The 24,326-nt window shown below is 66.1% G+C and carries 22 protein-coding genes; 7 read left to right on the top strand and 15 right to left on the bottom strand.

Annotated features, from left to right (window positions below):
- Window positions 1–93: 93 nt before the first annotated feature.
- A complete protein-coding gene (locus KK488_RS14560; protein ID WP_214624423.1) occupies window positions 94–663 on the top strand; it encodes an outer membrane protein in 570 nt (189 codons plus the stop codon).
- Between the two features lie 27 nt (window positions 664–690).
- Here KK488_RS14560 and KK488_RS14555 read toward each other — a convergent pair whose 3' ends face one another.
- From KK488_RS14555 to KK488_RS14535, 5 genes are read right to left on the bottom strand one after another with little or no spacing between them, the layout of a single operon-like run.
- A complete protein-coding gene (locus tag KK488_RS14555) occupies window positions 691–1,089 on the bottom strand; it encodes an acyl-CoA thioesterase (protein ID WP_214624422.1) in 399 nt (132 codons plus the stop codon).
- Window positions 1,073–2,461: a dihydrolipoyl dehydrogenase gene (lpdA, locus tag KK488_RS14550; protein WP_214624421.1), complete on the bottom strand. Its 1,389-nt coding sequence runs from the start codon at window positions 2,459–2,461 to the stop codon at window positions 1,073–1,075. The genes KK488_RS14555 and lpdA overlap by 17 nt, the downstream gene beginning before the upstream one ends.
- Window positions 2,458–3,789 (bottom strand): dihydrolipoamide acetyltransferase family protein, encoded by a 1,332-nt coding sequence (locus tag KK488_RS14545; RefSeq protein WP_214624420.1) that lies wholly within the window; start codon window positions 3,787–3,789, stop codon window positions 2,458–2,460. The genes lpdA and KK488_RS14545 overlap by 4 nt, the downstream gene beginning before the upstream one ends.
- A 2-nt stretch (window positions 3,790–3,791) precedes the next feature.
- Window positions 3,792–4,796, bottom strand: a complete 1,005-nt coding sequence (locus KK488_RS14540; protein WP_284732210.1) for an alpha-ketoacid dehydrogenase subunit beta — start codon at window positions 4,794–4,796, stop codon at window positions 3,792–3,794.
- Window positions 4,797–4,856: 60 nt separating this feature from the next.
- Window positions 4,857–6,086: a thiamine pyrophosphate-dependent enzyme gene (locus KK488_RS14535; RefSeq protein ID WP_214624418.1), complete on the bottom strand. Its 1,230-nt coding sequence runs from the start codon at window positions 6,084–6,086 to the stop codon at window positions 4,857–4,859.
- A 121-nt stretch (window positions 6,087–6,207) separates the two neighbouring features.
- Here KK488_RS14535 and KK488_RS14530 point away from each other — a divergent pair, with 121 nt between their 5' ends.
- The gene (locus KK488_RS14530) at window positions 6,208–6,684 is read left to right on the top strand and encodes an Lrp/AsnC family transcriptional regulator (protein WP_349356901.1); all 477 of its coding nucleotides are present in this window, start codon (window positions 6,208–6,210) and stop codon (window positions 6,682–6,684) included.
- Window positions 6,685–6,805: 121 nt separating this feature from the next.
- Complete coding sequence (locus KK488_RS14525) at window positions 6,806–7,432, top strand: glutathione S-transferase family protein (RefSeq protein WP_214624417.1); 627 nt, start codon at window positions 6,806–6,808, stop codon at window positions 7,430–7,432.
- 113 nt (window positions 7,433–7,545) lie between these two features.
- Here KK488_RS14525 and KK488_RS14520 read toward each other — a convergent pair whose 3' ends face one another.
- The 9 genes from KK488_RS14520 to fumC form a co-directional block, all read right to left on the bottom strand.
- The gene (locus KK488_RS14520; RefSeq protein ID WP_214624416.1) at window positions 7,546–7,935 is read right to left on the bottom strand and encodes an endonuclease domain-containing protein; all 390 of its coding nucleotides are present in this window, start codon (window positions 7,933–7,935) and stop codon (window positions 7,546–7,548) included.
- A gap of 98 nt (window positions 7,936–8,033) precedes the next feature.
- Window positions 8,034–9,989 carry an OPT family oligopeptide transporter gene (locus KK488_RS14515; protein WP_214624415.1) on the bottom strand — a complete coding sequence of 652 codons (1,956 nt, stop codon included), beginning with the start codon at window positions 9,987–9,989 and terminating at the stop codon, window positions 8,034–8,036.
- Window positions 9,990–10,061: 72 nt separating this feature from the next.
- Window positions 10,062–10,913 (bottom strand): SDR family oxidoreductase, encoded by an 852-nt coding sequence (locus KK488_RS14510; RefSeq protein WP_214624414.1) that lies wholly within the window; start codon window positions 10,911–10,913, stop codon window positions 10,062–10,064.
- A 41-nt stretch (window positions 10,914–10,954) separates the two neighbouring features.
- Window positions 10,955–11,137: a DUF3008 family protein gene (locus KK488_RS14505; protein WP_214624413.1), complete on the bottom strand. Its 183-nt coding sequence runs from the start codon at window positions 11,135–11,137 to the stop codon at window positions 10,955–10,957.
- A gap of 78 nt (window positions 11,138–11,215) precedes the next feature.
- Window positions 11,216–11,584 carry a PRC-barrel domain-containing protein gene (locus KK488_RS14500; RefSeq protein ID WP_214624412.1) on the bottom strand — a complete coding sequence of 123 codons (369 nt, stop codon included), beginning with the start codon at window positions 11,582–11,584 and terminating at the stop codon, window positions 11,216–11,218.
- Window positions 11,585–11,728: 144 nt separating this feature from the next.
- Window positions 11,729–14,254: a DNA ligase D gene (ligD, locus tag KK488_RS14495; RefSeq protein WP_214624411.1), complete on the bottom strand. Its 2,526-nt coding sequence runs from the start codon at window positions 14,252–14,254 to the stop codon at window positions 11,729–11,731.
- A complete protein-coding gene (locus KK488_RS14490; RefSeq protein WP_214624410.1) occupies window positions 14,241–14,744 on the bottom strand; it encodes an MgtC/SapB family protein in 504 nt (167 codons plus the stop codon). The genes ligD and KK488_RS14490 overlap by 14 nt, the downstream gene beginning before the upstream one ends.
- A 2-nt stretch (window positions 14,745–14,746) precedes the next feature.
- Complete coding sequence (gene ku / locus KK488_RS14485; RefSeq protein ID WP_214624409.1) at window positions 14,747–15,613, bottom strand: non-homologous end joining protein Ku; 867 nt, start codon at window positions 15,611–15,613, stop codon at window positions 14,747–14,749.
- Window positions 15,614–15,793: 180 nt separating this feature from the next.
- On the bottom strand, window positions 15,794–17,179 hold the full coding sequence (gene fumC / locus KK488_RS14480) for a class II fumarate hydratase (RefSeq protein ID WP_214624408.1): 1,386 nt from the start codon (window positions 17,177–17,179) through the stop codon (window positions 15,794–15,796).
- A gap of 112 nt (window positions 17,180–17,291) precedes the next feature.
- Between fumC and KK488_RS14475 the strand changes: the two genes are divergently transcribed.
- The 3 genes from KK488_RS14475 (at window position 17,292) to KK488_RS14465 (ending at window position 20,315) form a co-directional block, all read left to right on the top strand.
- Window positions 17,292–18,275 (top strand): DNA topoisomerase IB, encoded by a 984-nt coding sequence (locus KK488_RS14475; protein ID WP_214624407.1) that lies wholly within the window; start codon window positions 17,292–17,294, stop codon window positions 18,273–18,275.
- Window positions 18,276–18,453: 178 nt separating this feature from the next.
- Window positions 18,454–19,068 carry a PEPxxWA-CTERM sorting domain-containing protein gene (locus KK488_RS21420; RefSeq protein ID WP_250890451.1) on the top strand — a complete coding sequence of 205 codons (615 nt, stop codon included), beginning with the start codon at window positions 18,454–18,456 and terminating at the stop codon, window positions 19,066–19,068.
- Between the two features lie 161 nt (window positions 19,069–19,229).
- On the top strand, window positions 19,230–20,315 hold the full coding sequence (locus tag KK488_RS14465) for an NHL repeat-containing protein (RefSeq protein WP_214624406.1): 1,086 nt from the start codon (window positions 19,230–19,232) through the stop codon (window positions 20,313–20,315).
- Between the two features lie 147 nt (window positions 20,316–20,462).
- Here KK488_RS14465 and KK488_RS14460 read toward each other — a convergent pair whose 3' ends face one another.
- The gene (locus KK488_RS14460) at window positions 20,463–21,419 is read right to left on the bottom strand and encodes a hypothetical protein (RefSeq protein WP_214624405.1); all 957 of its coding nucleotides are present in this window, start codon (window positions 21,417–21,419) and stop codon (window positions 20,463–20,465) included.
- A gap of 319 nt (window positions 21,420–21,738) precedes the next feature.
- Between KK488_RS14460 and KK488_RS14455 the strand changes: the two genes are divergently transcribed.
- Window positions 21,739–24,291: a TonB-dependent receptor gene (locus tag KK488_RS14455; RefSeq protein WP_214624404.1), complete on the top strand. Its 2,553-nt coding sequence runs from the start codon at window positions 21,739–21,741 to the stop codon at window positions 24,289–24,291.
- Window positions 24,292–24,326 lie beyond the last annotated feature (35 nt).

Raw genomic sequence — 24,326 nt, 5'->3', positions numbered from 1 at the left:
ATCCAAGGCCCACCACCAAAGGGGGTGACTGGCGCGTCGTCTCGCATGCGAGGCCGGCGGAGCCGTCGTGCGCCCCAAGGAAAGGAAAACACAATGTACCGCACCCTGCTCACCGCCGTTCTGGCGGCCTCTTCGCTCGTGCCCGCCGCAGCGTCGGCACAGAGCTTCCAGGGTCCCTATGTCGGCGTCCAGGCCGGCTGGAATCACGACATCGCCATCGCCGACAAGAAGGACAGCGTCGTTGGCGGCGTGTTCGCCGGCTATGATCACGAAGTCGCGCCCAACATCGTGCTCGGCGCGGAAGGCGGCTTCTCGCTCGGCGCCAGCGATCGCATCGGCCCCTCCGGCGCCAATGCCGCCCAGATCGATCCGCTCCACAGCTTCGACCTGTCGGCCCGCGCCGGCTATGTCGTCGGCGGCGACAATCTGCTCTACGTTCGCGGCGGCTACGAGAATAGCCGTGCCCGCTTCACCAGCACGGTCGCCAATTCCACGATCAGCAATCAGCGCACGCTGGACGGCTGGTTCGTCGGCGGCGGCGTAGAGCGCAAGCTGCTCGAGAATGTCTCGGCCCGCGTCGAATATCGCTACAGCGATCTTGGCTATGACGACCGCAAGTTCGAGCGGCATCAGGTTCTGGCCGGCGTCGCTTACCGCTTCTGACCGGTCACCGGGGCTGCGCGTCCGCGCTCAGCCCCGGACTACCGCGCGCGGCCGCCCATCCTCGCCGATCGCCACGAAGGTGATCAGGGCCGAGGTGACCTTGGCGACCTCCTCCCCGTTGCGATCCCGCGTCCAGGCCTCGACCGCGATCCGCATCGAACTGCGCCCGACGTCGTCCATTCGCGTATAGATGGAGACCTCGTCACCGACCTTCACCGGCCGGTGAAAATCGATCCGCTCCATGGACGCCAGCACCGCCCGCCCCTTCGACCGCCGCGACGCCAGCGCGCTCGCCGCCAGGTCCATCTGCCCGACCAGCCACCCGCCGAAAATATCGCCATAGAAATTCGCATCCGCCGGCATCGCCGTCACCCGGATCGTCGGCTGCTCGGAGGGGAGCGTCTCGGCCTCAGATGTGGATGGCATGACCCAGCGCCTTCAGCGCGCTCTCGTGCACCGCCTCGCCCAGCGTCGGATGCGCGTGGATGATCCCCGCCACATCCTCCAGGGTCGCACCCATCTCGACGAGCGTCACGAACTCTCCGGCCAGTTCGGAGATATGCGTCCCGACCCCCTGAATCCCAACGATCCGCCCGCTATTCGTCTCGGCGATCGTGCGCACGAACGTGCCCGCCTCGCCCGCATCCATCGACAGCGCGCGGCCATTGGCCATGAACGGGAATTGCCCGACGACATGCTCCTCGCCCGGCCTGTCCAGCCCGACCGAGACGATCTCCGGCTCGGTGAAGCAGATCGCCGGGATCGCCGCCGGATCGAACCGCCGCGTCTTGCCTGCGATGATCTCCGCCACCATCTCGCCTTGCGCCGAGGCCCGGTGCGCCAGCATCGGCTCGCCGGTCACGTCGCCGATCGCCCAGACATTGCGCGTCGAGGTGGCGCAGCGCTCGTCCACCCTGATGAAGCGCCCGTCCATCTCGATCGCCATCGCCTCGAAGCCCCAGCCTTCCAGGTTCGGCTTGCGGCCGACCGTGACCAGGATCTTCTCGGCGGGAATCGTGAAGCGGTCACCCCTCGCCGTTTCGATGTCAAGCCCGCGCGCCGAGGTGCCGAGCGCCTTGGCCTGCAGATGCATTTCGACATCATGCTTGTGCAGCCACTCGGCCACAGGCCGAGTCAGCGCCTCGTCATAGAGCGGCAGGATGCGCTCGGCCGCCTCGACCAGCGCCACGCGCACGCCGAGCTTGGCGAAGGCGATGCCCAGCTCCAGGCCGATATAGCCCGCACCGACCACCGCCAGCGTCCGCGGCAATTCGGTCAGCGACAGCGCCTCGGTTGAAGACAGGATATTGCCGCCGAAGGGCAGGAACGGCAGCTCAACCGGCAGCGATCCGGTGGCGAGGATGACATGCTCCGGCTCGATCTTCACCGCGCCGTCCGCCGTCGCGACCGTGCAGGTCTTGGCGTCGGCGAAGGTCGCCCAGCCGGTCAGCACCGTCACATGCGCGCGCCGCAGCAGTCCGGCGACGCCGCCGGTCAGCCGATCGACCACGCCGTCCTTCCAGCGCATCGTTGCGGCCAGGTCGAGCGTTGGCGCCGCGCCCAGCTTGATGCCGAGATGTCCCGCCTCCCCGCTCGCGCGCACCATCTCCTCGTAGAGGCCGGCGGCATGGATGATCGCCTTGGAGGGAATGCAGCCCTTGACGAGGCAGGTGCCGCCGGGCTTCTCCGCCTCGACCAGCACCGTCTCCAGCCCGAGCTGCCCGGCGCGGATCGCCGCGACATAGCCGCCCGGCCCGCCGCCGACGATCAGCACCCTGGGGCGCAGCGTCTTGCTCATGCCGCGTCTCCCATGAAGATCAACGCCGGATGCTCGATCAGCCGCTTGAGCGCCTGGATGAACTGCGCCGCGTCATAGCCATCGACGATGCGGTGATCGAAGGAGGAGGAGATGTTCATCACCTTGCGCACGCTGACGAACTGGCCCTGCACCACCGGCTTCTCGACGATCTTGTTCGGCCCGATGATCGCCACTTCGGGATGATTGATGATCGGCGTCGTCGCAATGCCCCCGAGCGGGCCGAGCGAGGTGATCGTGATCGTCGATCCCGCCATTTCCTCGCGCTTGGCCGTCCCGTCGCGCGCCGCCGCCGACAGCCGGCCGATCTCGCGCCCCAGCTCGGCGAGGCTCATCGCCTCGGCATGGCGGATCACCGGCACCATCAGGCCGGCGGGCGTCTGCGTCGCGATGCCGACATGCACGCCCTCGGAGACGTGCAGCACCCCGGCGTCATCGTCGAACCGCGCATTGACCTGCGGGAAGTCCGGCAGGGCCTTGACCAGGGCGCGGATCAGGAAGGGCAGCATCGTCAGGCGCGGCGCCCCCTCGGCCGGCCTGGCGTTCATCGCCGCACGCAGCGCCTCCAGCTCCGTGACATCGACTTCCTCGACATAGGCGATGTGCGGGATGCGGCGCTTGGCCTCCTGCATCTTCTCCGCAATGCGGCGGCGCAGGCCGACGATCTTGATGTCCTCCCCGCCGGTCCGCGCGGCGAGCCCTCCCGGCGCCCGTGCCATGCCGCCCGAGGCAATGAAATCGTCGAGATCGGAAGGCAGGATACGCCCGCCCGGCCCCGTGCCCGGCACGAACTGCAGCGGAATGCCCAGCGCATGCGCACGGCGGCGCGTGGCCGGCGCGGCAAACGCCTCCTTGCGCCCGATGGGAATGTCGATCTTAGGCGTCGCCCTTTTCTTGTCCCCCTCCCTTTCAAGGGAGGGGCTAGGGGTGGGTGCCGCCACAGGCGGGTTGCTCGTGGCAGGAGATGCTGAAGACCCACCCCCAACCCCTCCCTCGTCAGGGAGGGGAGCAGGTTCGTCATTGGCGGTCTTGCCGGGCTCCTTCACATCGCCCGCAACATTCCCCTCCCCCTCGACCTCCAGCTCGACCAGCACCGCGCCCACCGGCAGCATCGCGCCGACATCGCCATGCACCGCCGTCACCGTGCCATCGACCGGCGAGGTCATCTCGACCGTCGCCTTGTCGGTCATCACGTCGGCGAGATTGTCATCCTCGCGGATGCGATCCCCGGCCTTCACATGCCAGGCGACGATCTCGGCCTCGGTGACGCCCTCGCCAATGTCGGGCAAACGGAAGAGGTAGCGCCCCATGCTCAGTCCTCCATCACCTTGAGGAGCGCGGCGGCAAGGCGCCCCGGTCCCGGCAGATAGTCCAGCTCGAAGGCATGCGGATAGGGCGTGTCCCAGCCCGCCACCCGTGCGATCGGCGCCTTGAGCGCCCAGAAGCAGCGCTCCTGGATCAAGGCCGAGAGCTCGCCGCCAAAGCCGGCAAACCGTGTTGCCTCGTGCAGGATCACGCAGCGCCCGGTCCTGGCGACCGAGGCGGTGATCGTCTCGATGTCGAGCGGCACGATCGAGCGCAGGTCGATCAGCTCGGCGTCGACGCCGCTGTCCTCGATCCCCGCCTTCGCCACATGCACCATCGTGCCATAGGCGAGCACGGTCGCCTCCTTGCCCTCTCGCACGATCGCCGCCTTGCCGAGCGGCACGGTATAGTGCCCCTCGGGCACCTCGGCGGTCGGATCGCCCGCCCAGCTCTTGAGCTGCTCGTCGTGGCGGCCGTTGAACGGGCCATTGTAGATACGCTTGGGCTCCATGAAGATGACCGGATCGTCATCCTCGATCGACGAGATCAGCAACCCCTTGGCATCATAGGGATTGGACGGGATCACCGTCTTGAGGCCGACGACATGCGCGAACAGGGCCTCGGGCGACTGGCTGTGCGTCTGCCCGCCGAAGATGCCGCCGCCATAAGGCGAGCGCACCGTGATCGGCGCCCAGAACTCACCGCCCGAGCGATAACGCAGCCGCGCCGCCTCGGAGACGAGCTGGTCGTAGGCCGGCAGGATATAGTCGACGAACTGGATCTCCGCGACCGGGCGCAGGCCATAGGCGCCCATGCCGATCGCGGCACCGATGATGCCGCCCTCGGCGATCGGCGTGTCGAAGCAGCGCGTCTTACCATGCTTGGCCTGCAGGCCATCGGTCACGCGGAAGACGCCGCCGAAATAGCCGATATCCTCGCCGAACAGCAGCACGTCCGGGTCGCGCTCCAGCATCACGTCGAGCGCGCTGTTGAGCGCCTGGATCATGTTCATTGTGGGCATAGGTCAGGCTCTCTCCGCCGACGCCGTCAGAGGATAGGTGTCGGTCATCTCCTACACCCCCATCTCGCGGCGCTGCTCGATCACCCGCCAGTCGGGTTTCTTGAACACGCCCTCGAACATCTCGCTGACCGGCGGCTTGGACTTGCCGAGCGTCCCGATCGCCTCGCCATCCTTCATCGCCGCGCGCACTTGTCCGTCCAGCTCATGGGTCAGCGCGGCATGGCGTTCCTCGTCCCAATGCCCGAGCGTGACGAGATGGCGCTTGAGCCGGTCGAGCGGATCGCCGAGCGGAAAGTGGTTCGCCTCGTCGCTGGGCCGATACTTCGTCGGGTCGTCGGAGGTCGAATGGCCCGCGACACGATAGGTCACGAACTCGATCAGGGTCGCGCCCATGTTCGCCCGCGCCCGCTCGATCGCCCATTGCGTCGCTGCCCAGATGGCGAGGAAGTCATTGCCGTCGACCCGAAGCCCCGGCAGCCCATAGCCGACCGCCCGCGCGCCGAGCGGTGCTTCCTGTGCCCCGGCAAAGCCCGAATAGCTCGAGATCGCCCACTGATTGTTGGTGATGCAGAGGATCGCGGGGGCATGATAGACCGAGGCGAAGGTCAACGCCTCGTGAAAGTCGCCCTCCGCCGTCGTCCCGTCGCCGACATAGGCGAGCGCCAGCTTGTCGTCATTCTTGTAGGCCGATGCCATCGCCCAGCCGACCGCATGGTTCATGCGACTGCCGAGATTGCCGGAGAGCGAATAGAAGCCGTACGCGCGCGCCGAATAGAGGATCGGCAGCTGACGGCCATGCAGCGGATCCTTCTCGTTGGAGAAGATCTGATTGACCAGATCATGCAGCGGATAATCCCGCGCCATCAGCCAGCCGAGCACCCGATAGGTGGGGAAGCACATGTCGCCGGCGCCGAGCAGCAGGGATTGGGCCACCGGTATGGCCTCCTCGCCGGTCGACTTCATGTAGAAGCTGGTCTTGCCCTGGCGATGGGCGCGGAACATGCGATCGTCGAAGATGCGCGTCAGCATCATGGCGCGCAGGCCGCGCAGCATCGTCTCGACCGGGATCGCCGGCGCCCACGGGCCGACCGCCCGTGCGTCCTCGTCCAGCACGCGCACGAAGCTGAACGGCAGATCGCGCAGAGCGATGCCGCTCGTGTCCGGCGCGGGCCGCGCGGTCGCGCCGGCCGGCTGCAGGTGAAGATGCGAGAAATCGGGAATCCCGCCCGGACGAGCGTCCGGCTCGGGAATGTGGAGAGAGAAGGACGCGTCATTCCTCATCTCGGGGACTCTCCATAGTAAATCTTGTCCATCGATTGTCTCACAGAGCGGTGCGAAACAACATTGCTTTCTCGGTCGACAAAATGGATAAATCCGGAAAACGGTTCCACAGAAAGGCTTTGTGTTGGAACATCATTCTCTGGATGCATTCGATCGGAAGATATTGGCCGTTCTGCAGGCTCAACCGGACATCACCGTCAGCGCCCTCGCCGAGCGCATCGGCCTCTCGCAAACCCCCTGCTGGCGGCGCCTGAAAGCACTGGAGAATGACGGCTTCATCGCCGGCCGCGCCGTGATCCTCGATGCCAAGCGGCTCGGCTTCGTGGTCGACGTCTTCGCCCATGTCCGCCTCAGCCATCATGATGGCGACACGCTCGACCGGTTCGAGGAGGCGGTGCGCAGCCACCCGGAAGTGGTCTCCTGCTTCTCGATGAGCGGCGAGAGCGACTATCTCATGCGCATCCTGTGCCGCAGCATCGAGGATTACGACCGTTTCCTGAAGAAGATCCTCCTCCACCTGCCCGGCGTCGCGGCGGTCAATTCCAGCTTCTCGCTCAAGACGGTGAAGCAGACGACGGACCTGCCGATCGAGGGATGAGACGTCGCTTTGGCGTGGAAAGCGAATGTCGCCGAAGCTAGGTTTCGCGAATGTCTGGGATGACAGCGCCATATAAGCTTCGCTACGATCGATCCTCAGTCACACTGGGAAGGACCGGCGCATGATCATTGTGTGGGGCGGACAGACGTCGCGATCGATCCGGGTCGTCTGGGTGCTGGAGGAGATGGGCCTCCCCTACCGCGTGCGGCAGGTGGACATGCTGGCCGCCGAGCAGGATCCCGAGTTTCTCGCGGTCAACCCCGCCGACTACATCCCGGCGATCCAGGACGGCGACGTCACTATGGTCGAGTCGATCGCGATCATGGAGTATCTGATGGCGCGGTACGGGCCGACGCCGCTGGCGCCCGCGCCGGACGATCCGACCTTCGCCGCCTATCAGCAGTTTCTGCACCTGGGCGAAGCCGGCCTCGCGACCCTGATGATGCCCGTCATCGTCAGCCGCTTCATCGCGCCCGAGGCCGAGCGGGAGAATTGGGGCGCCACCTGGTCCCTGCGGTCGTTCCAGAAACGGCTGAAGCTGGTCAGCCAACGGCTTGCAAGCTCGCTTTATCTCGCAGGCGACGCTTTCACCGCCGCCGACATCTCGGTGACCTACGCCCTGAACCTGGGCCAACGGAACTGCGGCATCACCCTGGGCGACGCCGAACAGGCCTACCTCGCCCGCACCACAGGCCGCGACGCCTACAAGCGCGCCATCGAGCGTTCGCACGAAGGGGTGAACAGCTGAGCCCTCGCCTGCCCCGCGCGTCGAGGTGCCGGAGGACAGCACTCACGCTCGAGAATTGGGTCGGGCGCTGACCGTCTGATTCGGCTAGATTGGGGTGGTGGTGGCCGGTCGCCTTAGCCCTCTCCCGCTTTCGCGGGAGAGGGTTGGGTGAGGGTCTTTCTTCCTTCGCCAAGCGCGGCGGCGATGGCTTCGGTGACGCCATCGAAATTCTCGACGACCTCATGATTCCAGAAGCGCAGGACCCGATACCCCTTCGCCTGGAGAAAGTCCGTGCGGGATGAATCCCGCTCTCCATCATGCTGGCCGCCGTCAAGCTCGACGACGAGCCTCGCTTCGATACAGAGGAAATCGACGATAAACGGCCCGATCGTGGCCTGCCGGCGGACCTTGAAGCCCATCAGCTGCCGCGCCCGCAAGGCTTGCCAAAGCCGCTGTTCGACATCGGTCATGCTCCGGCGCAGCGGCGCGGCATGCGGACTGATCTGGCGGCGAACCGGATACATGGTCTTCATCCTAATAGAAGAAAGACCCTCCCCCAACCCTCTCCCGCGAAAGCGGGAGAGGGCAAAAATGCAATGTCAGCAATGGCGCCTCCCCGCAACTACGCCTCCCGCGCCATCGCCTTCGTCCGGTTGTAGAGCAGCCAGATCAGCCCCGCGAACAGGATCGGCGCGGCGACGAGCGCCACAGTCTCGAAGCCCGCCCCCACCACCGCCAGCGGCGCGTCCTTGCCGGTGCCGCCGACAATGCCGGCGAAGATCACCCCGAACAGGCTCTCGCCGACGATCAGGCCGGTCGCCGCCAGCACGCCCATACGCTCGGCAAAGGCCGGATTGCCCGTCCGTCCCGCCCATTTGTCGTAGAAATGGCCGATCACCGCGCCGACCGGGATCAGCAAGGTCAGCGCCATCGGCAGATAGATGCCCATGCCTACGGCGAGCGGCGGCAGGCGCATCTTGCCAGCGCGGCCGAGCATTTCGTCCAGCAGGATCACCAGCACGCCGATGCCCGCGCCCGTGCCGATCAGGCGCCAGTCGAGATCGCCGCCGAGCACGCCCTTGGCCAGCGACGAGATCAGCGCGGCCTGGGGGGCCGCCAGGGCCGTGTCCTTGGCATTCGGCGCACCCTGAAACGTGAAGGCGGTGTTGAGCAGATCGAGCACGGGCGGGATCACCAGCGACCCGAAGATGACGCCCAGCACCAGCGCGACCTGCTGCTTCCACGGCGTCGCACCGACCAGCTGGCCGGTCTTGAGATCCTGGAGATTGTCGTTCGAGATGGTCGCGACGGAGAACACGATGGCAGTGGTGAACAGCGCATAGGCGATCAGCGCGTTGGTCTGCGCGATGTCGGCGCTGTGGCCGTAGAGGAGGACGAGCAGGAGCGAGGCCCCCAGCACCGCGAGAATGCCGACGCCCGACACGGGGCTGTTCGAGGCGCCGATCAGCCCCGCCATATAGCCGCACACCGCCGCGATCACCACGCCGATGACGAGGATGTAGAGGATCGTGCCGATGATCACCGACAGGCCATGATCGTGGATCGGCCCGCCCGCCGAGAAACGCCAGAGCAGGAAGCCGATCAGCGGCAGCGTCGCGAGAATGGAGGCGCCGACGATGCCGATCGGCAGGTCACGCTCGGTCAGCTCCAGGATCGATCCGTCCTGCCGCGCCCGCGCCGCGGCCATGGCCGAGCGGATGCCGCCGATGATCGGCCCCAAGATCTTGAGCAGGGTCCAGATCGCCGCGACGCCGATCGTGCCGGCGCCGATGAAGCGCACCTCGCTGCGGAACGCGGCCGTCACCACCGCGTCGAGATCGCCGGGAACGCCGCCGGTCAGATAGGGCATCAGGCCGGCCCAGGCGATCAACATCCCGACGAACATCGCCGCGCCGACCGACAGGCCGACAAGATGGCCGACCCCGATCAGCGCCATCGAGAAGCTGGTCGAAACGCCGCTCGCGCCGCTGCCGACGCGGAAATTCTTCACCGCCTCGCCGGCGACGAGCTTCATCGCAACGAGCAGCGCGAAGCCCGCGGAGACAAGCGAGCCCAGCAGGATGACGCGCAGGCCCCGGGCATTCTCGACGTCGCCGTCCTGCGCCGCGCCCACCTTGAGCACCTCGGCTGCCGCGACGCCTTCGGGATAGGGCAGGTCCGATCCCGTCACCAGCGCGCGGCGCAGCGGCACCGAGAACATCACGCCGAGAATGCCGCCCACCGCGCAGACCGCGGCGGTCGTCCAATAGGGAAAGCCCGTCCACCAGCCGACCAGGATCAGGCCCGGCAGCACGAAGATGATCGCCGCCAGCGTCCCCGCCGCGCTCGCGATCGTCTGGACGATGTTGTTCTCGAGGATATTGGCATTCCGGAAGAAGCGCAGCACCGCCATCGAGATGACCGCCGCCGGAAGCGAGGTGGCGAAGGTCAGCCCGACCTTCAGCCCCAGATAGACGTTGGCGGCGGTGAACAAGACGGTGATGAGCCCGCCCAGGAGGATGCCGCGGACCGTGAGTTCGGGGAGCGGACGGGCGGTGGGGGTCGTGGATGCCTGCATGCTGCATCGTGGCATGACAGGGTGGGTCTGGAACAGAGATTTCTTTCAGGCGCCTGCCCGCGCCCGATCCGATCAACTGCCCACGATCGTCCCGCCATTGGGGTGCAGCACCTGGCCGCTCATGTAGCTGGCATCCTCGCAGGCCAGGAACAGGAAGCTCGGCGCCACCTCATTGGGCTGGCCCGGCCGCCCCATCGGGGTACTCTCGCCGAAATGCGCGAGCTTCTCCTTGCTTGCGCCGCCGGAGGGATTGAGCGGCGTCCAGATCGGCCCCGGCGCCACCGCATTCACGCGAATAGCCTTCTCGATCAGGTTTTCGCTGAGCGACCGGGTGAACGCCGTGATCGCGCCCTTGGTGCTGGAATAATCGAGCAGCTCCTTCGAGCCCTGATACATGGTGACCGAGGTGCAATTGATGATCGCCGCGCCGGCCTTGAGATGCGGCACCACGGCCTGCGTCAGGAAGAACATGCCAAAGATGTTGGTCTGGAAGGTGCGGCGAAGCTGCTGCTCGCTGATATCCTCGATCTGCTTGTCGGGATGCTGCTCGCCGGCATTGTTGACGAGAATGTCGATGTGCCCGAATGCCGCCATCGTCTTGTAGACCAGCTCCTCGCAGACCGCCTTGTCGCCGAGATCCCCGGCGAATGCCAGGCTCTTGCGCCCCTCGGCATGCACGATGCGTTCGGTCTCCTGCGCGTCCTGATGCTCGCACAGATAAGCGACGACAATGTCCGCGCCCTCGCGCGCGAACAGGGCGGCCACCGCGCGTCCGATGCCGCTGTCGGCGCCCGTCACGATCGCGACCTTGCCCGCGAGCCGCCCGGAGCCCGGATAGCGCGGCGTCCAGTCGGGCTTGGGCTCCAAGCTTGCTTCCTGCCCGGGCAGCGCATCCTCACGCACCCGGTCGACCGTGTCGGCCACCAGCTTTCCTCCTGTTGCGCCCCGATCGAATTGGCGCCCGGCTAGCCCGCGTGCTGCGGCTTGCCCTTGCGCTTGGTGTGGGCGAACTCCTCGAGCTGCGTCTCGCTCATCGAGTCATACATGCCGCGAGAGGCGCCCTTGAGCTCGCTCTTCTTGGTATCGCCGCGCTTCGCCGACAAGGCGGCGCCGGCGGCTTTCTGCTGTGCTTGTGATTTGGCAGGCATCATCTTTCTCCCGGGATCGGCCGGCCGGGCTGGGAGACGGACTGTCTCTGCCCGGCCGGCGCGCCCCGTTCGCCCCGCTCAGACGAACGGGTAGGGGACTCCCCAATAGCCATAGACCTCGCGACCATAGAGATGGTCGTAGGCCGGCTGTTCCGATGCATAACGCGGCGCGCGCTCCAGCTTCGACTTGTCGATGTCGACGACATAGCCGCCAAGATCGGTGTCATAGTCGAGCATGTCCCACGGGATAGGATAATGGTCGCTGCCGAGGCCGAACAGGCCGCCAAACTGCAGCACGGCATACTCCGCCTTGCCGCTGCGCTTGTCGACCATGAAGTTGCGGACGCTGCCGAGCTTCTCGCCATTGCGGTTATACACTGTCGTGCCCTCGACGCGGTCCGAGGAAATCAGGCGATTGGTTTCTTCCGTCGCGAGTGTGTCAGCCATGATGGGCTCCTCTCGATGAGTATCTCTTCTTCCCGAACGGCCGGGCGGCGGCGAGGTTCCGCCACTCGTCGCAAGTCCGTCGCGTGGAAGCGTCGCCGCGACGAAGCGATGCAAATTCCTCCCCGATCTTGCTTGGGGAGGAATTTAGAGCGCCGGCAGCGCCTGCGCCGCGAAGCCCCAGCCATGCAGCGCCTTGTCCTGCGCGTGCTCGATCAGCGTCGCGCCATCGCCGATGTTGAAAGGATGCGCATTCTTGATCCCGTCCAGCTCTTCCCAGGCGATCGGCACCGCCACCGGCGCGCCTGCCCGCGCCCGCGCCGAATAAGGCAGGACGGCGGTGCTGCCGCGCTGGTTGCGCAGATAGTCGATGAAGATCTTGCCCTTGCGCTTGGCCTTGCTCATCGTCGCGATGAAGCGCTCGGGCTCGATCGCACTCAGCGCCTCGGCGAAGCGATGGGCAAAATCCTTGTGCGCGTCCCAGTCATGCCCGGGCGTCAGCGGCACGACGACATGGATGCCCTTGCCCCCCGAGAGCATCGCGAAGCTGACCAGCCCGATGTCGGACAGGCGCCGGCGAATGTCCCGCGCGGCGCGCTTCACGTCCTCGAAGTCCAGCCCCTCGTCGGGATCGAGATCGAACACCATCCGGTCGGGATGCTCGACATCGTCGGCGCGCGATCCCCAGCCGTGGAACTCGATCGTGCCCATCTGCACGCAGGCGAGGATGCCGTCCGCGTCGGTCAGATAGAGATAATCCTCCGCCCCGCCATCCTTCTCGACGATCGGCACATGGAAGACATGCTCCCCGAACGAACCGCTGTCATGCTTCTGGAAGAAGCATTTCTTGCCGCGCCCCTGCGGGCAGCGCACCAGGCTCACCGGCCGGTTGGCGGCGAAGGGCAGCATCAGCGGCGCGATCTGTTCGTAATAAGCGGCCAGGTCGCCCTTGGTCTGCCCGCTCTCGTCGAAGATGACGCGATCGGGGTTGGTGATCTGGATATGGGTCGATGGCTCGGGCACCGCGATCGCCTTTTCCGGTTTCACCGCCTTGGCCTCCTTGTCCGATCGCAACCCGATGAAGCTGCCGTGGCGCACCCGTCCCTCCGCAGTGATCTCGGAAAAGGCGATCTCCGCGACCAACTCGGGCTTGATCCACTGCGCGCCCCGCGCTTCCTCGCGCGGCACCTCGGCCGCCGCCTTGTCCTGCGCGAGCGGCGCCATCTTCCCGGCAAGATCGGTCAGCAGATCGCCATCGAATCCGGTCCCGACCTTGCCCTTGTAGACGAACTTGCTCCCTTCCCGCTGGCCCAGCAACAGCGATCTGAATGGACGAGCCCGGGCGCTGCTCTTCGTCCAGCCGAGGATCACGAACTCCTGTCGCAGCGTGCATTTGACCTTCAGCCAGTTGCGCGTGCGGTCGCCGCGATAGGGCGCGTCGATCCGCTTGGCGATGATCCCCTCCTGCCCCGCCTTGCACATCGCCTCGAACAATTTCTCGCCCGCACCAATGACATGATCCGCGACGTGGATCGGTGCGCTGGCATGGACCAGCAGCGCCTCCAGCCGCTCCTTGCGCTCGATATTGGGCAGCGACTTCAGATCCTGCCCCTCCAGCGAGAGGAGGTCGAAGGCGTGGAACGCGAAGCTGTCCCCCGCGCCCTGCGCGCCATGGCCGCGCTTCAGCACGTTCTGCAACGAGGAGAAATCGGGATTGCCGTCCCTGTCATAGGCGACGATCTCGCCGTCGATCAGGCAGGCGGGCAGATCGAGCGGGCGGATTGCCTGCGCCAGCGGCGCGAACTTCTCCGTCCAGTCGAGGCCGGTTCGGGTATAGATCTTCACCTCGCTGCCCTTCGCCGCGATCAGCGCACGATAGCCGTCGAACTTGATCTCGTGCATCCAGTCGTTGCCGGTGGGCACGTCGTCGACCAGGGTCGCGAGCTGGACCGGCTGGAAGCCCGGCAACCTGGCATTGCTCGATTTGCGTGTCGCCTTTCGGGGCCCAGTCGCCTTGGCATTATGCGTTGCCGCTGCCGCCATCGCGGCGTTGAACGCTTTGCCCTTCTTGCCGGCGAGCGACTGCGTGCCGCCCTTGTCGGCCGCGATCTGCGCCATCGTCCGGCCGGTCAGCACACTGGTCAGGCCCCGCTCGACCAGTTCGTCGCCCGATCCCGCCTGTGCGTCGTCGATCTTGCGCAACAGCCAGTTCTCGCGCTTCTCGCCCGGCCTTGGCCGCAGGCGGATCAGGATCCACTCCCCCTTCATCCGCTCGCCCTGCAAGGTGAAATGGAGATGGCCCTTCTCGATGTCCTTCGCGCTCTTGCCCGCGATCGGCGCCCACGTGCCCTGATCCCAGAGCATGACGGTCCCGCCGCCATATTCACCTTCCGGGATGATCCCTTCGAAATGAGCGTAGGAGAGCGGATGATCCTCGGTCCGCACCGCGAGGCGCTTGTCATCGGGGTCGAGGCTCGGCCCCTTCGTCACGGCCCAGCTCTTGAGCACGCCATCCACTTCCAGCCGGAAGTCCCAGTGCAGCCGCGTCGCCTCATGCTTCTGCACGATGAAGAGATTGCCGCCCGGGCTGCTCTGCGCCTTGCCCGCTGGTTCGGGCGTTTTCCCGAAGTCCCGCTTGGCGTTGTAGGTCGCAAGCGCGTCACGATCCGCCATTGTCGGCCTCCTCGCGGCGGTGATGTTCGAGCGGCTTGATCCAGCGACGCTCGGCCATGCTCAGGATCGTCAGCATGATGATCGCCACCAGCACCGCAACCATCACCAGCGGCCATTGCCCGGCGCCGCACGCAATGCCGACCACCGTCGCGAGCCAGAGATGCACGGCCGTCGTGATGTTGTGCACCTGGCCTTTGCTGACGACGATGAGCCCGGCAGCGATGATGCCCACGAATGCCCCCGATCCTTCAAAGATGCGCAGCGGATCCATGCGAGTCTGCCCGGTATCGAGCTGATTGTAGAGCGCGATGGCACTGACGGTCATCAGCGCCGCGCTGAAACAGACGATCCCGTGAGTCCGCAGCCCCGCGCTATGCCCCTTCATTTCGCGGTCGAATCCGAGCAGCAGACCAAGTAAGGCCGCCACGCCCAGACGCAGCAGCACGGGGGCGTCGATCCAATGCAGCGGCGTATCGGGGTTGAGGTCCATCGTCAGGCACTCTTGCGTCTGGGCGCTGCCTTGGCCGGAGTCGTTTTCCTGGCTGTCGGTTTGCGCGGCGGGGCCTTCCCCTCGCTGCCTACCGACTTCTTCAGCGCCGCCATCAGGTCGATCACGTTGCCGCCGCCGCGCCCCGGCTCCTCGACATCCTCCAGGATGCGCTTGCTGCTGTGCGCCTTGCGCTTCTTGTCGATCAGCCGCTGCAGCGCCTCGACATAGCGGTTGTGGAACTCGGCGGGCTTGAAGGGCGCGGTCTTCTTGTCGATCAGGGCGGTGGCCAGGTCGAGCAGATCCTCGTCCGGCTTCTTGTCCTCTATGTCGCGGAAATAGCCCTGTGCCTTGTGCACCTCGTCGGCATAGCGCAGCACTTCCATGACGATCCCGCGCCCGCAGGGCTTGATCGAGACCAGCTGCTCGCGTCCGCGCACCGAAAGCTGGCCCAGGCCGACCTTCCTGCTCTGCCGCAGCGCATCGCGCAGCACGACATAGGCTTCCTCGGCGAGATCGTCCGCCGGCACGACGAAATAGGGCTTGTCATAATAGAGCACGTCGATCTCGCTGGCGTCGACGAACTGGACAAGTTCGAGCGTCTTGCGGCTCTCGATCTTGACCGCCTCGATCTCCTCATCGTCGAGCAGCACATAATTGCCCTTGGAGACCTCGAACCCCTTCATGATCTCGTCGGGATCGACGGGCCCGACGCCGGGCGCCACCTTCTCGTAGCGGATGCGCTTGCCGCTCGGCTCGTGGATCTGGTGAAAGCTGATCGTCGCGCCGGATCTGGTCGCCGGATAGACCTCGACCGGGATCGACACGAGGGCGAGCTTGATCTGTCCTTGCCAATATGCGCGGGCTGCCATGGGAACCTCCATCGGACAGAAGGCATGGGTCGGGGATATGGTTCCCGCCTCTATCTTGGCCCCTCCCTTTCAAGGGAGGGGTAGGGGGTGGGTGTCGCGCAGCGAACTGCAACACCCAATCCCCACCCGGCATGACCGACCTGATACTCCCTCCCCTGAAGGAGAGGGGCTAAAGGCAGCTCAAACCATCTCCTCCGGCCGCACCAGCCGGTCGAACGTCGCCTCATCCACCAGCCCAAGCTTCAGACCCGCCTCGCGCAACGTCAGCCCCTCGGCATGCGCCTGCTTGGCGATCTTGGCCGCATTGTCGTAGCCGATCTCCGGCGCCAGCGCCGTCACCAGCATCAGCGAGCGCGCGACCAGCTCGGCGATCCGCCCCTCGTTGGGCTTCAGATCCTCGATGCACCGCTCGGCGAAGCTCTCCATGCCCACCGCCAGCAGGCCGATCGAGCGCAGCACCGCCGCGCCGATCATCGGCTTGAACACGTTGAGCTCCAGATGCCCCTGCAGGCCCCCGATCGTCACCGCCTGATGATTGCCGATCACCTGCGCGGCGACCATCGTCAGCATCTCGCACTGGGTCGGGTTGACCTTGCCCGGCATGATCGAGCTGCCCGGCTCGTTGGCCGGCAGATCGAGCTCGCCCAGCCCCGAGCGCGGCCCGCTTCCCAGCAGGCGGATGTCGTTGGCGATCTTGGTCAGCGCCACCGCCAGCGTGTTGAGCGCGCCGGAGACATGGACGAGCGGATCGTTGGATGCCAGCGCCTCGAACTTGTTGGGCGCCGTATAGAAGGGCATGTCGGTGATCGCGCCGATCTCCGCCGCAACCGCCTGCGCAAAGCCTTCCGGCGCGTTCAGCCCGGTGCCCACCGCCGTCCCGCCCTGCGCCAGCGCCATGACATCGTGCATCACCGCGTGGGCGATCCGCTCGCGGCAATTGGAAAGCATCTGCGCGTAACCGGAAAATTCCTGCCCCAGCGTCAGCGGCGTCGCATCCTGCAGGTGGGTGCGGCCGATCTTGACGATCCCGCCCCAGGCGCTCGCCTTGGCGTCGAACAGGTCGTGCAGATAGTCGAGCGCCGGCAGCAGCTCGTCCGTCGCCGCGCGCGCCACCGCGATGTGCAGCGCGGTCGGGAAGCTGTCGTTGGACGACTGGCTCATATTGACATGATCGTTGGGGTGGACCGGGCTCTTGCCGCCGCGCGTCCCGGCGAGGATCTCGTTGGCGCGGCCGGCGATCACCTCGTTGACGTTCATGTTCGACTGCGTGCCGCTGCCTGTCTGCCAGATGACCAGCGGGAACTGGTCGTTGAGCTTGCCCGCAATCACCTCGGCCGCCGCCCTGTCGATCGCATCGGCCAGCCGTGCCTCCAGCCCGTGCGCTCGATTCACCCGCGCCGCCGCGCGCTTCACGATGGCGAGGCCCTGGACGATGCCGATCGGCATGCGCTCCTCGGGCGGGAAAGGAAAATTCTCGATGCTGCGCTGGGTCTGCGCGCCCCAATAGGCCTCGGCGGGGACGTCGATGCTGCCGATGCTGTCGCTTTCGCTGCGGGTGTCGCTCATCGCGGAATCTCCTCGGAGTCGAAGGCGCTTCCCATGCGCCCGCCAGGCCTCTGAAACAAGGCGCGCGCTCATGCGTTCCCGCACGGCCAACCCGGGAGACCGCATCAAACCCATGTCCCAAGCCCTGATTTTCGTCGATGACAGCCTGCCGGGCATCCGCCGGCGCAAATACCGGGGCCACTGGGCCTATTTCGATCCCAAGGGCGAGCGCATCACGCAGCGCGACGAGATCGACCGGCTCAACAGGATCGGCCTGCCCCCCGCCTATGAGGATGCCTGGTTCGCGCCGAGCCGCCAGGCGCACATCCTCGCCACCGGGATCGATGCCAAAGGCCGCAAGCAATATCGCTACAATCCCGATTTCACCGCCGCGCGCGATTCCGCCAAGTTCGAGAGCTGCGCGCAGTTCGGCCGCCTGCTCCCGCTGGTCCGCGCCCGCGTCGAGGATGATCTGGCCGGCCGCGATCTCTCGCAGCAGCGCGCCATCGCCTCGATCGTGCGCCTGCTCGACAGCGGCCGTATCCGCGTCGGCAACGAATCCTACGCCAAATCGAACAAGAGCTTCGGCGCCACCACCCTGCGCGTCCGCCACGCGAAGATCGCGGGCAACAGGCTGCTGCTGCGCTTCAAGGCCAAGTCCGGCAAGCAATGCGAGCTGCGCGTGACCGATCGCGGCCTCGTCCGCTTCGTCAGGCAGATGCAGGACCTGCCCGGCCAGCATCTCTTCCAATATGTCCGCGACGATGGCGAGGTCTCCCCGGTCAGCTCCTCAGACGTCAACGCCTATATCCGCGAGACGACCGGCGCGGACTTCACCGCCAAGCATTTCCGCACCTGGACCGCGAGCGCGCTCGCCTTCGAATGGCTCGCTCAGAAGCACAAAGAGAGCGGTCTCAACGCGATGCTCGCCTTCGTCTCCGAGCATCTCGGCAACACCCCGGCCATCGCGCGCAAATCCTATATCCACCCTGCCCTGATCGAGGTGGCGAAGGACAGCCCGATCGCCTTCCGCGACAGCCTCACGCTCCCCCGCAAGACCCGCTGGCTCAGCCGCTACGAGCGCGGGCTGATCGAGTATCTGGAAGGCGGAAACTGACTTGGGTCGAGTGGATCGCGGTCCCGCCGAAAGATACTGGGCCATAATGATACATTCACTATCTAACATACTGAAATAACGATCCGACGTTAACCTTACGCTCCCAAGAAAACAGATTCCATAAACTTTGATACCGTCTATGGCACCCGGGCTTACCTAGCCTTGTGGGAGATATGACATGAAGTTTCGGGCCATTGGATTGATCGCTGCCGCGCTGACCGGCCTGTCGGCACTGCCGGCGCAGGCCGCCACGGTCACCTTCGAAAGCGAAGCCGCGTTCCGCTGCGACTCCGGCGGCTCACACAGTGCCGAAGGCCTGACCTATAGCTATGACTTCGCTGCCTGCTACTACAGCCCGTCGAGCCCGGCCGACTTCCCGACGACGATCACCTCGACGGTGATGGCGAGCGGCTATTCGGACACCAGCTTCACGCTGACGGGCGGCGGCGTGTTCAGCCTGAACTCGGTCGATCTCGCGTTCGGTCCGTTCCAGCATAACGGCCTGACGACCGACACGACGCTGGTGACCGGCAATCTCTTCGGCGGCGGCACGGTCAGCCAGCTGCTGACCGTCGGCTACGGTTTCCAGACGCACACGCTGAATTGGTCGGGCCTGACCTCCGTCACATTCGGCAAGTTCACCGGCGCGTCCGAGTATCTCGCGTTCGACAATATCGTCTACAACGCCGGCGGCGCCGTGCCCGAGCCGGCCACCTGGGCGATGATGATCGGCGGCCTCGGCGTCGTTGGCGCGGCCATGCGCCGCGGCAATCGCAAGCTGCGCTTCGCCTGATCCTGATTGACGATTGCGGGTGGGGCCGTCGGCGGGGAGGCCGGCGGCCCTTTCCTTTTGTCGCGTATCCAGGCGCTTAACCGGCCCTTGGTGCCTCCTGCGCTAGGAAGCCGCCTCGTCGCATGATAAGGCGCGCACAAACCTGCACGGGGGGAGGGATGATGAAACACGCCACCAGCTTTGGCCGGCTCACGCGAGCGCTGGTGCTCGCAGCCGCCCTCCTCTCACTGCCCACCGCCGCCCTCGCCCAGCACCCCAGCCGCTATCGCCTGGCCGATGACTGGGCCAAGCTCCCGGCCGGCCGCAAGACGGCGGCGGTGGGCAAGCTCGTCACCGCGCCGGACGGCCAGAGCATCTGGGCGATCATCCGCTGCGCCCCGCCCGAGGAGCCATCCCTCCACGCCCCACGCAAGCTGCCCGGCCTGTTCGGCTATGAGTGCCTGAACTCGAAGCTCGATCCGATCATCCAGTTCGATCTCGACGGCAATGTCATCAAAAGCTTCGGCGGCGGCCTGTTCATCTGGCCGCACGGCATGGGCATCGATCGCGACGGCAATATCTGGGTGACGGACGCCGTCTCGCCGCGCTTCATTCCCAAGGGCGACAAGCGCGGCGCGCAGGTCGTCAAGTTCAGCCCGGATGGCAAGCTGCTGCTGCGCCTCGGCACGCCCGGCGAAGCGGGCAACGACCCGGCCCATCTCAGCACGCCGAGCGACGTCGCCTTCACCAGAGACGGCGACATCCTCGTCGCCGACGGCCACAATCCCGCCGACAACAACCGCATCGTGCGCTTCACGCTCGACGGCAAATATGTCTCCGAGTTCGGCAAGACCGGCTACGCGCCGAAGGAATTTCGCGGCATCCACGCCATCGCCACCGACGATGACGGCCGCATCTATGTCGCCGACCGCTACAATAACCGCATCCAGATCTTCAAGCCGGACGGCAGCTATGTGACGAGCTGGCTGCAGTTCGGCCGGCCGAGCGGCATCTTCATTCGCGGCAGCGACATGTATGTCGCGGATTCCGAGTCCGACAATGTCGAGAATCCGGGCTTCGAGATGGGCATCCGCATCGGCGACATCGCCACCGGCTGGGTGCGCGACTTCATCCTCTATCCCTGGGGCGATCCGCGCACCACGCAGGGCACCGCCGCCGAGTTCGTTACCGTCGACAAGGCCGGCAACATCTACGGCGGCGAACCCGTGCCCCGGAACATCCAGAAATATATCCGCGTTCACCCCTGAGGGTGGTGCGGGGTGGGGAACTCCATGGACCGCCGGTCCGGACGCGACGCCATTGCAGCCATTGCCTAAATTGGCGTCCGCTAGCCCCCCGTTCGGGCACCCACCGCGACCCCAACGTGCCCATGACGGCCCCGCATCCACGCCAAATCAGGGGCAGGCCGCGATCGGCAGCGCCATGATGCGGTCGAACAACGGGGTGAAGGCTCCCCGCGCCGCATAGGCCTCCTGCGCAACGGGTTTATAGGCGGCCGCTTCCCTGGCGATGATGTTGGCCGCCTCGATCTCGCGCTGGCCCGAGCGCGCGTCATAGTCGGCCTGCAGTCTTTCCAGATAGGCGATGGCCGCCTGGTTGTTCTGGTCCGCGATCGCCACGGCGGGCCTGTACACCGTGTCGTGGAAGCGATTGCGATCCTCCGCCGAACAGAAATGATCCGGCAGCGCGACCGCTGGAATGGCGGTCAGCGCAGGCCGCGCCGCGGCGAGCGACGCGGCAGGCGCCGGCGCGGACGCCACGCCCGGCTGAGCGCCACCGGCGGCGGCGGCGGCCCGCGCCGCCATCGCCGCGCGCAATTTGGCATAGGGATCGTTGGCGACCGGCGCGGGTGCGGACGACGCGGCCACCGCCGGGGCCGGAGCCGGAGCCGGAGCCGGAGCCGGTGCGGCAGCGACAGCAGCGGGGGCCGTGGCAAGGGCGGGCTGCGCGGCGACAGCCGGCGCAGGCGTCGCTTCGACCATATGGGCAGGCGCCGGAACAGGCGCGGGGCTCGGCGCCGGCGCGGGCTGGCTCACGACGGTCGCCGCGACCGGCACGGGAGCAGGCGCTGCCGGAGCCGGCGTCGTCCCTGTCGGCGCGCCGCCCCGCGCCCGATCGAGCGCCGCGATCTTCGCCCGCGCAAGGCCGCTGAACGTCCCTGCGGGATATTGCGCGAGATAGGCCTCATATTGCGCCCGGTCCTCACTCGTCGAGATGGATTGCCAGAAGGCGAGCTCGAACGGCGAGCCGACACCATTGGCGGCGGTCGGGGCGCCGTTGCCCGGCGACTGCGCGAAGGCGAGGTTCGCCCCGCATCCGATCGCCAAACCAGCCAGAACGATCCCGCGCACGGTCAGGCATGTCCCGCCGACCAGCCACCTTGCCTGTTTCCCCACCTAATCCCCCACCGATTCCCAGAGCCAGATGATCACTATGACGACGACTAACCGGCAAGGATTAAATCAATGTTCGAGCCCATCCTGGCTGGCATGCGACGATACTGTGACAGGGACGCAACAGGGCCTCCGCTTCGCGCCTCCGGAACAATGGGGCAAAACTGTCTTCCCCTTTGGTCAATTGTCCGCTTCCGATTCGAATAAGTGCCGCGGGGACGAGAAGCGCTGCCAGTGCAGCCATTCTGCTCGTCCAAAGTTTTAGAGAGGAAGTATCGTGACCAGATTGTTCATGCTGTCGGCGTCGACCGCCGCCCTGATCGCCGCCGCGCCCGCCTGGGCCCAGAATGCGGCTGGGGAAAACAATACCGGCCTCGAGGACATCGTCGTGACCGCCACGCGTCAGGCGACGAACATGCAGGACACCCCGCTCGCCATCACCGCGGTCACCTCCGACACGCTCCAGGAGCGTGGCCTCAAGAGCACGGCCGACCTCTCGCAGGCCGTTCCCAACGCCACCTTCCGCCGCGTGCAGGGCGCATTCGGCCCCGGCGTCAGCGCCTTCATCCGCGGCATCGGCCAGGCCGACACCAGCCTCGGCTCCGAGCCGTCGGTCGCCTATTATGTCGACGACGTCTATTATCCGCTGCTGCTGGGCTCCAACTTCGACCTGCTCGATCTCGACCATATCGAGGTGCTGCGCGGTCCCCAGGGCACGCTCTTCGGCCGCAACTCGCTGGCCGGCGCCGTCAACATCGTTTCCAAGCAGCCCAGCCTGACCGAGACCTCGGCCTATGTGCAGGCCACGATGGGCAGCTACAACCGCGTCGACATCCGCGCCGGCTTCAACCTGCCGCTGAACGACCATCTCGGCATCTCGGTCTCGGGCGTCTCCAAGAAGCGCGACGGCTATCAGCGCATGCTCGATTTCCGCTGCGACATGGAGCGCAAGGGCACGCCCGCGCTGGCCGGCAAGCTGCCTTATGCCAGCGCGATCAACAATGCGGCCAACAATTTCTCGGCCGGCGACTGCACGGTCGGCCGTCTGGGCGGCGAGGATGTCCGCGCAATCCGCGGCAGCCTGAAGTGGGAGCCGGTCGACAACGTCTCGCTGACCCTGATCGGCGACTATACCCGCGACCGTTCGGAGAATCCGGCCGACCAGCTCGTCGCCGTGACCGGTCCGGGTGGCGCCAATCTCCAGGCGGAGTCGAACTATTTCGGCGTGCCATATGACAGCCGCTTCGTGACCGGCGATCCGTTCACCACCTACGCGACCTATTCGGACCCGGTCGGCGCGGGTGTCGCCATCCCGGCCTATGCCGCAGGCGCCGCCTATCCCGGCAGTCCGGCAACGGCCGCCAGCACCTTCCACAACGGCCGCTCCAATCGCGGCGGCGCCGTGTTCAGCCCGAACACCCGCCTCGACAATTGGGGCGTCTCGGCCAAGCTGGTCGTCGGCCTCACCGACAGCATCGACCTGACCGCCATCGGCGGCTATCGCAAGATGACCGAGGATCACAGCTTCGACATCGACGGCTCGCCGCTGGTGCTTGAGCACACCCTCCTCAACATCGGCGAGGACTACAAGAATTTCGAGCTTCGCCTCTCGGGCAAGTCCGATCTCGTCGACTGGGTCGCCGGTGGCTTCTACTTCGAAGGCAGCGGCTTCACGCACGCCATCACTTATTCGCCGCAGAGCGCTTTCTTCAAGATCCAGAACATCCGCTACACACCCAAGAGCAAGGCGGTTTACGCCAATGCGACGGTGAAGCCGATCGAGGGCCTCGGCATCACGCTGGGCGGTCGCTACTCGCATGACGAGAAGAATGTCGACTTCAGCAACGTGCTCGACACCAACCCGGTCCCCGGTCCGGGCGATACCTTCTTCAAGATCAAGCCGGCGGCCGACCGCTTCGACTGGAAGCTGGGCGTCGACTATCACATCAGCGAGCACACCATGGTCTATGCCTCGGCATCGACCGGCGCGCGCCTGCCCGGCTACAATACGCGCCCGCAGCAGCCGAGCCAGGTCGTCTCCTTCGGCAGCGAAGAGACGCTCGCCTATGAGCTCGGCATCAAGGCCGACCTGCTCGATCGCCGGCTGCGCCTGAACGCGGACGTCTTCTACACCGACTACAAGTCGCGCTACACCAGCGTGACGGGCGCCGAGGCGAACACCCTCTCGGGCGCGCCCGTGGCCGGCACCTGCGTCCTCGTCGGCTTCCCCGCGGGCGGCACCGGCGCCACGGCCTGCCGCGCGACGCCGTTCGATCCGAACACGGAGACGCGCAACCTCGCGAACGGCGTCGGCGTCCTCTCGATCCCGCGCACCTATTTCGTGAACACGCCGGGCAAGGTGAAGGGCTTCGAGCTGGAGATGGAGTTCCGCCCCATCGAAGGCCTCGCGATCAACGGCGCGGTCGGCTATTCCAAGTTCGACTCCCCGGACCTCAAGATCGCCACCCGCGCCAACGACCGGCTCGCCGGCCTGCCCGAGTGGAACGGCACGATGGGCATCCAGTACACCATCCCGGCCGAACCGATCGGCGGCACGGTCACCCCGCGCCTCGACTGGTTCTACACCGGCGACATCGCGATGAGCGCCGCGCGCAACACCTACAACCAGCCGGCCTACTCGCTGTTCAACGGCCGCGTGACCTATGCGAACACGGAGCATGAGTTCACCGTGTCGCTCGGCGTCACCAACCTGTTCAACAAGCGCTACTACCAGAACTTCTTCATCTACCAGGACATCGGCTTCCCCAATGTCAACGGCCAGCCCGGCACCCCGCGCCAGTGGTTCGTGGAGCTGAGCAAGAAGTTCTGATCGACGCATCAGCGATAAGGAAGAAGCCCGCGCCC

The sequence above is a fragment of the Sphingobium nicotianae genome, from assembly GCF_018603885.1.
Classification (GTDB): domain Bacteria; phylum Pseudomonadota; class Alphaproteobacteria; order Sphingomonadales; family Sphingomonadaceae; genus Sphingobium; species Sphingobium nicotianae.
Note: the sequence above shows the minus strand (reverse complement) of the source record. Positions and strands in the feature narration are given on the sequence as shown.

Bases quoted from the DNA above. Each gene is read 5' to 3' on its own strand.
- KK488_RS14560 (WP_214624423.1), top strand. From the start codon at position 94: ATGTACCGCACCCTGCTCACCGCCGTTCTGGCGGCCTCTTCGCTCGTG.
- KK488_RS14555 (WP_214624422.1), bottom strand. From the start codon at position 1,089: ATGCCATCCACATCTGAGGCCGAGACGCTCCCCTCCGAGCAGCCGACG.
- lpdA (WP_214624421.1), bottom strand. From the start codon at position 2,461: ATGAGCAAGACGCTGCGCCCCAGGGTGCTGATCGTCGGCGGCGGGCCG.
- KK488_RS14545 (WP_214624420.1), bottom strand. From the start codon at position 3,789: ATGGGGCGCTACCTCTTCCGTTTGCCCGACATTGGCGAGGGCGTCACC.
- KK488_RS14540 (WP_284732210.1), bottom strand. From the start codon at position 4,796: ATGAACATGATCCAGGCGCTCAACAGCGCGCTCGACGTGATGCTGGAG.
- KK488_RS14535 (WP_214624418.1), bottom strand. From the start codon at position 6,086: ATGAGGAATGACGCGTCCTTCTCTCTCCACATTCCCGAGCCGGACGCT.
- KK488_RS14525 (WP_214624417.1), top strand. From the start codon at position 6,806: ATGATCATTGTGTGGGGCGGACAGACGTCGCGATCGATCCGGGTCGTC.
- KK488_RS14520 (WP_214624416.1), bottom strand. From the start codon at position 7,935: ATGTATCCGGTTCGCCGCCAGATCAGTCCGCATGCCGCGCCGCTGCGC.
- KK488_RS14515 (WP_214624415.1), bottom strand. From the start codon at position 9,989: ATGCAGGCATCCACGACCCCCACCGCCCGTCCGCTCCCCGAACTCACG.
- KK488_RS14505 (WP_214624413.1), bottom strand. From the start codon at position 11,137: ATGCCTGCCAAATCACAAGCACAGCAGAAAGCCGCCGGCGCCGCCTTG.
- KK488_RS14500 (WP_214624412.1), bottom strand. From the start codon at position 11,584: ATGGCTGACACACTCGCGACGGAAGAAACCAATCGCCTGATTTCCTCG.
- ligD (WP_214624411.1), bottom strand. From the start codon at position 14,254: ATGGCGGATCGTGACGCGCTTGCGACCTACAACGCCAAGCGGGACTTC.
- KK488_RS14490 (WP_214624410.1), bottom strand. From the start codon at position 14,744: ATGGACCTCAACCCCGATACGCCGCTGCATTGGATCGACGCCCCCGTG.
- ku (WP_214624409.1), bottom strand. From the start codon at position 15,613: ATGGCAGCCCGCGCATATTGGCAAGGACAGATCAAGCTCGCCCTCGTG.
- fumC (WP_214624408.1), bottom strand. From the start codon at position 17,179: ATGAGCGACACCCGCAGCGAAAGCGACAGCATCGGCAGCATCGACGTC.
- KK488_RS14475 (WP_214624407.1), top strand. From the start codon at position 17,292: ATGTCCCAAGCCCTGATTTTCGTCGATGACAGCCTGCCGGGCATCCGC.
- KK488_RS21420 (WP_250890451.1), top strand. From the start codon at position 18,454: ATGAAGTTTCGGGCCATTGGATTGATCGCTGCCGCGCTGACCGGCCTG.
- KK488_RS14465 (WP_214624406.1), top strand. From the start codon at position 19,230: ATGAAACACGCCACCAGCTTTGGCCGGCTCACGCGAGCGCTGGTGCTC.